This is a genomic window from Candidatus Desulfofervidus auxilii (assembly GCF_001577525.1).
Classification (GTDB): domain Bacteria; phylum Desulfobacterota; class Desulfofervidia; order Desulfofervidales; family Desulfofervidaceae; genus Desulfofervidus; species Desulfofervidus auxilii.
The window spans coordinates 1,651,785-1,662,405 of record NZ_CP013015.1 but is presented as its reverse complement, the minus strand read 5'-3'; the positions used below and the strand labels follow the sequence as shown (position 1 = coordinate 1,662,405).

The 10,621-nt window shown below is 37.9% G+C and carries 10 protein-coding genes and 1 tRNA gene; 4 read left to right on the top strand and 7 right to left on the bottom strand.

The window, feature by feature from the left end; all coding sequences use genetic code 11:
* Position 1: 1 nt before the first annotated feature.
* Genes HS1_RS08340 through HS1_RS08325 form a run of 3 tightly spaced genes read left to right on the top strand, consistent with a single transcriptional unit; the run spans position 2 to position 4,270 of the window.
* Positions 2–463 carry a 4Fe-4S dicluster domain-containing protein gene (locus tag HS1_RS08340; RefSeq protein WP_066063822.1) on the top strand — a complete coding sequence of 154 codons (462 nt, stop codon included), beginning with the start codon at positions 2–4 and terminating at the stop codon, positions 461–463.
* A 7-nt stretch (positions 464–470) separates the two neighbouring features.
* Positions 471–3,497 (top strand): FAD-dependent oxidoreductase, encoded by a 3,027-nt coding sequence (locus HS1_RS08335; RefSeq protein ID WP_245669949.1) that lies wholly within the window; start codon positions 471–473, stop codon positions 3,495–3,497.
* A gap of 2 nt (positions 3,498–3,499) precedes the next feature.
* Positions 3,500–4,270, top strand: coding sequence for a hydrogenase iron-sulfur subunit (locus HS1_RS08325; RefSeq protein WP_245669947.1), 771 nt, complete (start codon positions 3,500–3,502; stop codon positions 4,268–4,270).
* Here HS1_RS08325 and rpmB read toward each other — a convergent pair.
* The 6 genes from rpmB to HS1_RS08295 form a co-directional block, all read right to left on the bottom strand.
* A complete protein-coding gene (gene rpmB / locus HS1_RS08320; RefSeq protein ID WP_066063814.1) occupies positions 4,267–4,473 on the bottom strand; it encodes a 50S ribosomal protein L28 in 207 nt (68 codons plus the stop codon). The two genes, HS1_RS08325 and rpmB, sit on opposite strands and share 4 nt — an antisense overlap.
* 15 nt (positions 4,474–4,488) lie before the next feature.
* Positions 4,489–4,914 carry a 2-thiouracil desulfurase family protein gene (locus tag HS1_RS08315; protein WP_066063810.1) on the bottom strand — a complete coding sequence of 142 codons (426 nt, stop codon included), beginning with the start codon at positions 4,912–4,914 and terminating at the stop codon, positions 4,489–4,491.
* Entirely contained in the window at positions 4,911–5,954 is a 1,044-nt protein-coding gene (gene purM / locus HS1_RS08310) for a phosphoribosylformylglycinamidine cyclo-ligase (protein ID WP_066063806.1), read from the bottom strand. Before purM ends, HS1_RS08315 begins: the two co-directional genes overlap by 4 nt.
* Positions 5,932–6,678 (bottom strand): 1-(5-phosphoribosyl)-5-[(5-phosphoribosylamino)methylideneamino]imidazole-4-carboxamide isomerase, encoded by a 747-nt coding sequence (gene hisA / locus HS1_RS08305; protein ID WP_245669945.1) that lies wholly within the window; start codon positions 6,676–6,678, stop codon positions 5,932–5,934. The genes purM and hisA overlap by 23 nt, the downstream gene beginning before the upstream one ends.
* Before the next feature lie 2 nt (positions 6,679–6,680).
* Complete coding sequence (gene hisB / locus HS1_RS08300; RefSeq protein WP_066063769.1) at positions 6,681–7,265, bottom strand: imidazoleglycerol-phosphate dehydratase HisB; 585 nt, start codon at positions 7,263–7,265, stop codon at positions 6,681–6,683.
* A gap of 272 nt (positions 7,266–7,537) precedes the next feature.
* Positions 7,538–7,613: transfer RNA gene (locus HS1_RS08295), tRNA-His, on the bottom strand.
* An 879-nt stretch (positions 7,614–8,492) separates the two neighbouring features.
* Between HS1_RS08295 and HS1_RS08290 the strand changes: the two genes are divergently transcribed.
* Positions 8,493–9,560: a 3-isopropylmalate dehydrogenase gene (locus tag HS1_RS08290; RefSeq protein WP_066063766.1), complete on the top strand. Its 1,068-nt coding sequence runs from the start codon at positions 8,493–8,495 to the stop codon at positions 9,558–9,560.
* On the opposite strand, the gene prfB is transcribed toward HS1_RS08290, so the two are convergent.
* Entirely contained in the window at positions 9,561–10,619 is a 1,059-nt protein-coding gene (prfB, locus tag HS1_RS08285) for a peptide chain release factor 2 (RefSeq protein ID WP_066063764.1), read from the bottom strand.
* Between the last annotated feature and the right edge of the window lie 2 nt (positions 10,620–10,621).

Sequence of the window (10,621 nt, the reverse complement as noted above, 5' to 3'; positions counted from 1 at the left end):
TTTGGAAGAGATATTAATTGAACAATTAGACCCAAATTTTAAGTTTCAAGTAGCTGGAAAACTTGGAGGAGAAAGTATTAAAGCCTGTTTTGCTTGTGGAACTTGCACTGCAGCCTGTCCTGTAAAAGGGGTAAATGAGGCATTTGACCCCAGAAAAATAATACACATGGTTCTTTTGGGAATGAAAAAACAGGTGCTTAGCTCTGACATTATTTGGCATTGTATTCAGTGTAAAAGTTGCTCCTTTGTTTGTCCTCAAGATGTGAAATTCAGTGAAATTATGGCCGTTTTGAGAAATATGGCGATTGAAGATAATTATGCCCATCCTTCTTTTAAAGAAACAGTAGAAAAAATAGACAAATTTTCTCTTGAAATCAGAGAGAAGATGCTTTTGAACATACTAAATAAAAAGGCTGAAACATTAGAAGTTAATTTAAAAGAATTAGCTAAGTCTAGTATTTAACTAAAAAATGGTAGAGAAAGGAAAAATGATAGGCGCAGTAATGGTTGTAGGGGGAGGTATTGCCGGTATTCAAGCTGCTTTAGATTTAGCAGAAGTGGGATATTTTGTCTATCTGGTGGAAGAAAAGTCTTGTATTGGTGGAGTTATGGCGGAGTTAGATAAGACATTTCCCACCAATGACTGTGCTCTCTGAATTCTTTCACCAAAGCTAGTGGTGGCAGGTGGTCACCCCAATATAAAAATCATTACCCTCGCTAAAATAGAAAATATTGAAGGGAAACCAGGAAATTTTAAGGTAAAAATTAAGAAACAACCAAGATACATTGATGAAACAAAGTGCACAGCTTGTGGTATTTGCGCAAGTTATTGTCCTACACCTGTTTTTGATACTTATAACGCTAACCTTGGGCTCACAAAGTGTATTCATATTGATTATCCTCAGGCAGTTCCTGCCACTTATGTAGTAGACACTAGTGCTTGCTTGTTTGTAAATAGGCAGGAGTGTAAGATATGTGTTCCTACCTGTCAGGCAGAGGCCATAGATTTTAGTCAAACAGCATCCTATGAGGAAATTGCTGTAGGTGCTATTATTTTAACCCCAGGTTTTAGCGTTAGTGATGTCTATACTTCTAATCAATATGGTTATGCCCAATATCCAAATGTGGTTACCAGCCTTGAGTTTGAACGGATTATGTGTGCCTCTGGTCCTTATAAAGGGGAGATTTTACGGCCTTCGGATAAAAAACCTCCCAAAAAGATTGCTTGGCTGCAATGTGTGGGTTCTCGTGACCAGAAGCATCCTTATTGCTCAGCAGTTTGTTGTATGTATGCTGTAAAAGAGGCCGTGGTTTCTAAAGAACATGACCCTGATTTAGAAATTACTATTTTTTATATGGATATCAGAGCGCAAGGAAAAGGTTTTGAGGAATTTATCCAACGGGCACAAGATGAATACCACATCCGTTTTGTGCATTCCCGTGTGGGCCAAGTGAGAGAGATAGAAAACCATGATTTAGTCTTAAGGTATTGTTTAGAAAACGGAAAGATTGTGGAAGAAGAGTTTGATATGGTGGTTTTATCGGTGGGTCTAGCTGCTCCACGAACAGCGTTGGAGCTTGCTAGGGTGTTTAAAATTGGGTTGAATAAATACAGTTTTTCTCAAACAAATGAATTTACTCCTGTAAATACCACAAAAGAGGGTATTTATGTAGCCGGGGCATTTCAAGGACCAAAGGACATCCCAGAAAGTGTCACCCAGGCAACTGGTGCAGTTGGTTGTGCTTGTAGTTTACTTGCTCCAGCAAGAAATGCCCTTACAGTTAAGAAAGAATATCCTCCAGAAATAGAAATAGAAGAAGAACCAAGAATAGGAGTATTTGTTTGTCATTGTGGAATAAATATTGGTGGAGTAGTCAATGTGCCTGAAGTCCAAAAATATGCTGCTACTTTAAAAAATGTGGTTTATAGTGAGCAAAATCTATATAGTTGTTCTCAAGATACTCAAGAAAGAATCAAGGAAATGATTAAAAAATACCGCTTAAATCGGGTAGTAGTGGCTGCTTGCACTCCTAGGACTCATGAACCTCTGTTTCAAGAAACCATCAGAGAGGCAGGTCTAAACCGTTGTTTATTTGAATTTGTAAATATCAGAGACCAATGTTCTTGGGTGCATATGCATGAAAAGGAAAAAGCAACAGAAAAGGCAAAAGAATTGGTGCGCATGGGAGTGGCTAAGGCCAGATACATCAAACCTCTTAAGGAAGAAAAAGTACCAGTTATACCACGCACCCTTATCATTGGAGGGGGATTAGCAGGGATGACTGCTGCCCTTACCTTAGCCAATCAAGGGTTTGCATGTTACTTGATAGAAAGACAAAGTGAATTGGGTGGGAATCTCCGTCACATCCATTATACCTTAGAGGGGAATAATCCCAAGGAACTCCTAGAAAGACTGAATGAAGAAATTTCTCAACATAAAAAAGTAGAGGTTTTTACCAATGCAAATATAAAAGAAATTAGTGGTTATGTGGGTAATTTTAAGACGGTGGTTGAGTTATCCAATGGAGAGAAAAAGGAACTTGAACATGGGGCAATAATTGTAGCCACGGGTGGACATGAATATTTGCCTAAACAGTATCTTTACGGTGAAGACGATAGAGTGCTTACCCAAACAGAATTAGAGAAGAAATTAGTTACTGCTGAACTCAATGAAAAAGACTTAAATACCGTAGTTATGATTCAATGTGTGGGTTCTCGGACAGAAGAAAGACCTTATTGTAGTAAAATTTGCTGTAGCCAGGCCCTTAAAAATGCCTTAAAAATAAAAGATATAAATCCCAATGCCAATGTGTATATATTTTATCGGGATATTAGAGCCTATGGTTTTAGAGAAAATTATTATAAGAAGGCAAGAGAAAATGGCATAATTTTTATCAGATATGATAAAAACAATCCTCCAAATGTAGAACAAGACCATGATAAATTGAAGCTAACAGGTATAGATCCTATTTTAGAAGAAAAAATAGTAATTTATCCTGATTTATTGGTTTTAAGCGTAGCCATTGTGCCTAATGATAACAAAGAGCTAGCTACCTTGCTAAAGACACCCCTTAGTAGTGACGGTTTTTTCTTAGAAGCACATGTAAAATTAAGGCCAGTAGAAGCATCTGTAGATGGTATTTTTTATGCTGGGATTGCCCATTTCCCTAAACCTATTGATGAGACTATATCTCAAGCCTTAGCTGCTGCAGCTAAGGCCTCTATTGTTTTAGCTAAAGGATATGTAGAAGTTGAACCTATTGTTTCTTGGGTGGATAAAGATAAGTGTATTGGCTGTGGTACCTGTGAGAGCCTATGTCCTTATAAGGCAATTAGACTTGTCAAAGTGAATAAAAGAAAGAAGGCCGAAACCATAACTGCTTCTTGTAAAGGTTGTGGTATATGTTCTGCCCATTGTCCTACCAGAGCCATTTCTATGGGAAGATTTACTGATGAACAGATAATGGCTCAAATCGCAGCTTTTAAGGAGGAATAGCTGTGGCTCATAATGGATTTGAACCCAAAATTTTATGTTTTCTTTGCAATTGGTGCTGTTATGCAGCAGCCGATTCTGCGGGTGTAGCTCGCTATCAATACCCCCCTAATACTAGGGTAATCAGGGTCATGTGCACTGGAAGGATAGACCCCCTATTTCTTATAGAGGGTTTTTTATCTCATGCAGATGGAATATTTGTAGGTGGGTGACACTTGGGTGAATGTCATTACCTGGAAGGTAATTATGAAGCCCAATTTGTAATAACTTTTGTTCATAAAATAATGAAAGAAATAGGGATAAATCCCAAAAGACTCCTCTTAGAGTGGGCCTCGTCAGCAGAGGCCACACGGTTTGTAAAACTTATGACTGAATTTATAGATGAGATTAAAGGCCTTGGCAAATTGGGAGAAAGTGAGGATATAGAAGAAGAAACACTGCAAATAAGGCTTGAGGCAGCAAAGGAGGCTTTAGAAAAAGCTAAATTAAGGATGGCATTTAGTAAACAGGCAGTAAAACTTAAACAAAAGAGAGAAAAGGGAGAAAAAATAGATTTAACATTGAGTGAAGGACTTAAAAAAATGATAAAAGATGAATTTTCTCTTCATCAAATAATTTTATATCTGCAAAAATCGCCTTACTCTTCGTCTAACTTAGCTAAAAAACTAAATATAGCTGAGGCAGAGGTAGAAAAATATATTGCTTCTTTAGAAAAAAAAGGTAGAGTTACCGTTAAAGAGAGTATTCCAGTTCCGGTTTATATCATAAAAAATTAAGTAGCTCTTCTAACACTGGGTTTCACTACCTTCCCGGCCTTTAAACACTTAGTGCATACCCGAATGCGCTTTACCTGTCCATTTACTACTGCTCTTACTTTTTGCACATTTGGTAACCATCTTCTTTTAGTCCGATTATTGGCATGGCTTACATTATGACCTACAGAGGGTCTTTTGCCACAAATCTCACATTTCCAACTCATTTTAACCTCCTAGATTTAAACACCAATTATTGCATATCCATTTTTTAGAAGCAAGGCTGTAGTGACACCACATCCCCGAGATAGCCCTTCTTTTTTATAAACCCAGTTTACTCCACAAGAAGGGCTCCTTTCCTTAAGATAACACCTTTCAACACCAAACAAATCTGCCAGTTCTAGAGTCTTTTTCGCTCCTTGAAGAAAATTAAAGGTTACATCTTCCTGTGCTTCATTTATTACCCTTGCTTTTAGTTTTTGGACATCAAAGCCATCGCCACCCACTATTACTGCTGGCGCACGAGGAGTAGGAAGACCTCCTAACTGCTCAGGACATACAGGTAAATAGTTTTTATCCTTTAAAAAATCCATAAGTTCATTACAAAAGGCATTAGTGCCATCGTATCTACATTTAAGTCCTATCAAACAAGCGCTGACCAAAATCATACGAACTCTATTTGTTCTTCATTTTCTTTTCTTTCTAAAATTTTTCCTATAACAAAAGGTTGTTCTTTCAAACCCATTAGCCGTTCTATGATTTCTTCTGTATATTTAGGATTTACCACTAAAATAAGTCCTATTCCACAGTTAAAAGTAGAAAACATCTCTCTTTCTTCTATCTTACCTTGCTTCTTTATAATATTAAAAATCGGAGGAATTTCCCAACTATCTTTTTTAATTATTGCCTTACAACCTTTGGGTAAAATCCGCTTAAGATTTCCAGGAATCCCACCACCTGTAATATGGGCCATACCACTAATTTGGAAATCTCGAATTAGACACAAAACTGAAGATGCATAAATGCGAGTTGGCTTAAGGAGTTCCTCACCCAAAGTGCACTGGCATGTTTCTAAATACTTATCACAGGGCCATTTCAATTCTTCAAAAAACAGCTTTCGCACTAAGGAATAACCATTGCTATGTAAACCTGAAGAGGCTACTCCTATTAACTGATCACCTACAGAAATCCCAGAACCATCGATAATCTTCTCTCTTTCTACCATTCCCACTATGAAACCCGCCAGGTCATATTCTCCTGGGGTATAAAAATCAGGCATTTCTGCTGTTTCTCCTCCGATTAATGCACATCCTGCTTGACAACAACCTTCAACTATACCTTTTATTATTTCTTCTACTTTTTCTGGAGCAAGGTAACTAGTAGCAATATAATCTAAAAAGAAAAGAGGTCTAGCTCCATGAACTACTATATCATTCACGCACATAGCCACCAAATCAATGCCTACTGTGTCATGTTTATCCATCATAAAGGCAATTTTTAATTTTGTTCCTACACCATCAGTAGAAGAAACAAGTACAGGATCTTTATACCTATCTTGAGAAATAGCAAAGAAACCAGCAAAATGGCCAATGTCATAAAGGACACTACTTTGGTGTGTCTTTTTTACCAATGCCTTGATACGGCTTACCGCCTCATCTGCTCTTTTTAGACTAACCCCAGCCTTTTCATAGGTCAAGCTGTCTTCCATTTTTCTTTGTTACCTCCATTGCCTGCCTGAAGTCTATTTTACCACTATAAAGGGCACGACCAATAATTATACCTGCTAAACCATGAGTTTTAAAAAAAAGAAGCCGTTTAATATCTTCTATTTTGGCCACACCTCCTGCTACATAAACTGGCACTTCTACCTTTTTTAACAAAATACTAAGTGCCTCAAAATTTGGGCCTACTTCCATACCATCTCGACTGATGTCGGTATAATTAATACCTACTACTCCTAATTTTTGTGCCTTTTGAGCAAAGGCAAAGGCTTCTATATTAGTAACCTTCTTCCAGCCTTCTACTGCCACCTTTCCGTTTTGGGCATCTAGGGCCAGAATAATCCGTCCTGGAAATTGTTCACAAATTTTTCTAAAATTTTCTTCATCATTCAAGGCCAGAGTGCCTAAAATTACCCACCTTATCCCTGCTTTTAAATATGCTTCAATGTGTTCAATGGTTCTGATTCCACCTCCCACTTGCACCGGGATAGAAATTGCTTTGGCCATTTCCTTCACTATTTCTACATGATATGGCCTTTTTAGAAAGGCCCCATCTAAATCAATTACATGCAGCCTCTTTGCCCCACAGCTTTCCCAGTAACAGGCCATAGCCACTGGGTCTTGATGAAAGACAGTTTCTGTTCCTTCCTTCCCTTGGCGTAAACGGACACACTTACCATCTTTCAAATCAATGGCTGGAATAATAATCAATCTTATAATACTCCTTTAGAAGAAGGAATGTTTAAACGACGTGGATCAAGGCATACAGCCTGTCTTAAACTACGGCCGCATGCCTTGAAAATGGCTTCAGCACAATGATGTTTATTTTCTCCATAAAGAAGATGGATATGGAGATTCATCTTTGCTTCATTGCTTAAGGCCCTGAAAAATTCCGCTGTTAATTCTAGATCAAACTGTCCTAATTGACCTACTAAAGGAGGACCTTGATAGAAGAAAAAAGGCCGCCCTGATAGGTCTATAAATACCTGAGCTAAAGATTCATCCATAGGAACAGATGCCTGTCCATAGCGATTAATACCTTCTTTCTTCCCTAAGGCCTCCTTTATGGCTTGTCCCAGGCAAATGCCAATATCCTCTATTACATGATGTGCATCTACCTCTAAATCTCCTCTGGCAGTAAGTGTTAAATCAAATAGGCCATGCACACAAAAAAGACAAAGCATGTGGTCAAAAAAAGGAATACCTGAAGAGATTTTGGTTTGTCCTGAGCCATCCAGATTCAAACATAGCTCTATTTCTGTTTCGGTAGTTTTCCGTTTAATCTCTGACTTCCGCATCCTAGGTATTCTCCAAACTTTTGATTTTACTTACCACACCTATTTGGAAATTTCAAGCAGAGATTATCTTTGAAGGCTAACTCATAATGGCTGATTCATTAAATTATTGATTCCAGTTTTAGTAAATTGAAGAATTCAATTTGTAGTACCCACTAACCCACTTTCACTCTTTCTCTTAGAGTTATTTCGCTATGAAGAACTTTTCCTCTGTGGTCCGTGATAGGGTGAGGAATTTTTCAACTGCCTCGGATTCACAAAATGCTTAATTTCACTGGGGTGGGTGAGGGGATTTGAACCCCCGACACCTGGGGCCACAGCCCAGTGCTCTAACCGCTGAGCTACACCCACCACACTTTATTTGTCTAACATTTCTTGGAGAAAAATTCAAGTAGTTTGGGGATACTCAAAATAGGACTTCGTCAAAGTAATTTTAACGGAGATCCAAATGTTAAGCGCAATGACTCAATGCAGAATGCAAATTGAAAAATGCAAAATCGCCTTCTGTTAAATTGGAACGTTAGCACGTTAGAACGATGAGACGTGCTTAGTCCCTAGTCCTTAGTCCTTAGTCCTTAGTCCCTAGTCCTTAGTCTCTAGTCAATTCTAGTCTTCTTTTTGATTGAGGCATTACAAAGTTGCAAGTTGGAAAGTTGGCAAGTTTACACGTTAGCAAGTTGGCACGTTGGAAATGGGAATTGGAAATTGGGAAATGGGAATTGGGAAATGGGAATTGGGAATTTCTGTTTTCCGTTTTCTATTTTCTTAACTGTATTTTGTAGGTTTGACCCCAATTCCACTACATTTGGCTATTTCATTCCCTCACTATTTCACTACTCACTGATTTAATGTTTTGGCATTAAGACATTTGGATTTCATTTGGCATTTGGATTTTGAAATTTGGATTTTTTAGACCATATTTAAACGTTTGTTCTTTTTGTTAAATTACTTATGGCTTGACTTTGACGTGGCCCTGGGATACTCAAAATCCGCTATTGATTTTTGGATAAAATTCCGACCTGCCCGACGGCAGGCGGGCCTGCCCACAGGCGAGCCCATTTTTTATTCTATTTTAATTGAGGTTAACTTCACTATTTTACTCCATTTGTGGGTTTTATTTTAAAGTTACTCCTGTTTTGGGAATATGGGGCAGGATAGATAGGACAAAATACTTGCCCATGAGGATAAATTTACGTATAATGGCCATTAAATTTTTAAAAGGAGAGGAAAATGGCCAAGACTTACCAGATAGCGGTCATACCTGGCGATGGCACTGGTCCTGAGGTAATTCGTGAAGGAGTGAAGGTATTGGAGGCAGTTTCAGTCAAACACGGTTTTAAGTTAGAGTTAGAAGAGTTTGATTTTGGGGGTGAACGTTATAAAAGAACTGGAGAAACCTTACCAGATTCTGCCTTGAATGAGTTATCTAAAAAAGATGCTATTTATTTAGGGGCGATTGGCCACCCTGATGTAAAACCTGGAATATTAGAAAAGGGTATTTTGTTAAAGCTTCGTTTTGCTTTAGACCAATATATTAATCTTAGACCTGTTAAACTTTATGAGGGAGTTTATACCCCTTTAAAGGATAAAGGGCCTGCTGATATAGACTTTGTAGTGATTCGAGAAAACACTGAGGGTCTTTATACTGGAGCTGGCGGATTTCTTAAGAAGGGGACACCTGATGAAATAGCCATTCAAGAATCCATTAACACCCGAAAAGGGGTAGAACGGTGTTTGCGATACGCCTTTGAATATTGCCGCAAACGGAATAAAAAGAAGGAATTATTACTTTGTGGAAAGACCAATGTGTTAACTTATGCCTTTGACTTATGGGAACGCACCTTCCATGAACTAGCTCAAGAATATACAGATATTAAAATTCAATATGCCCACGTAGATGCCACTTGCATGTGGATGGTAAAAAATCCAGAGTGGTTTGATGTCATTGTTACTGATAATATGTTTGGTGACATTATTACTGATTTGGGAGCTATAATCCAAGGAGGTATGGGTATAGCGGCAGGAGCAAATATTAACCCTGAGGGAGTATCTATGTTTGAACCAATAGGGGGTTCAGCACCTAAATATGCAGGAAAAAACATGATCAATCCCTTGGCCGCTATCTGTGCAGGACAGATGATGTTAGAAACCTTAGGGGAAGAAAGGGCGGCGGCTGATGTGGAACAGGCAGTAATGAAAGCCCTTAAAAAAGACATAAAAAGCCTTTCGGCTGGGAAAATGGGTATGTCTACTTCTGAAGTGGGTGATTTGATTGCAAAATATGTTAGTGAAATTTAATTATTTTTTATGTAAAAGATAGGCCTCAATAAAATTATCTATTTTTCCATTTAAAACTTCCTCTATCTGGGGAACTTCCAATTGAGTCCGATGGTCTTTAACTAATTTATAAGGATGTAAAGTGTATGTTCTAATTTGATTTCCCCAAGCAATTTCTTTTTGATTAACATATATTTCCTTTTTTTTCTGTTCTCTTTTCTGGAGTTCTAAATTATACAGACGGGATTTTAAAATCATTAAAGCTGCTTCCTTGTTGCGAAATTGTGATCGTTGGTCTTGACATTGAACCACAATTCCTGTGGGAATATGGGTAATCCTCACTCCTGTTTCCACTTTATTTACATGTTGACCACCTGCCCCACTGGAGCGAAAGGTCTCAATTTTTAAATCTTTTTCTTTTATTTTAATCTGGATACTTTCATTTATCTGAGGATAAACCGAGACCGCAGCAAAGGAAGTATGTCTCCTTCCACTGGCATCAAAGGGAGAAATCCGGATTAACCGATGGACTCCCGTTTCACCTTTTAAAAAACCATAGGCATAATGACCCTCTACTAAAAAGACTACACTTTTTATGCCTGCTTCATCCCCCCTAGTGGTATCTAAAAATTTTACCTTAAATCCCATGTTTTCTGCCCAGCGGAGATACATACGTAAAAGGATTTCTGCCCAATCTTGAGCATCTGTTCCTCCAGCTCCAGCATGGATTTCCACTATGGCATTAAGTTTATCCGTAGGTTGATTCAAAAGCCATTGCAATTTTATTTTTTTTATCTTTGTTTCTAATTGAGAAATCTCATCACTTATTTCCTTTAAAATTTGAGTGTCTTTTTCCTCTTTAGCCAATTCATAAAGCACATTTAAATCCTCTAAGGCTTTTTTATCCTCTTCCCAAAGCTGGATTGTTTCCTCAATACTGCTTTTTTCTTGTAATAAAGGCCTTATTTCTTCTATCTGTTGCCAATCTTTATGGTTAACAATAATTTTGTTTATTTCTTCTAAACGAGATAACTTGGAAGGGAGGTCAAAGATACTCCTCAAGTTTAAGAAACTGGGCATTA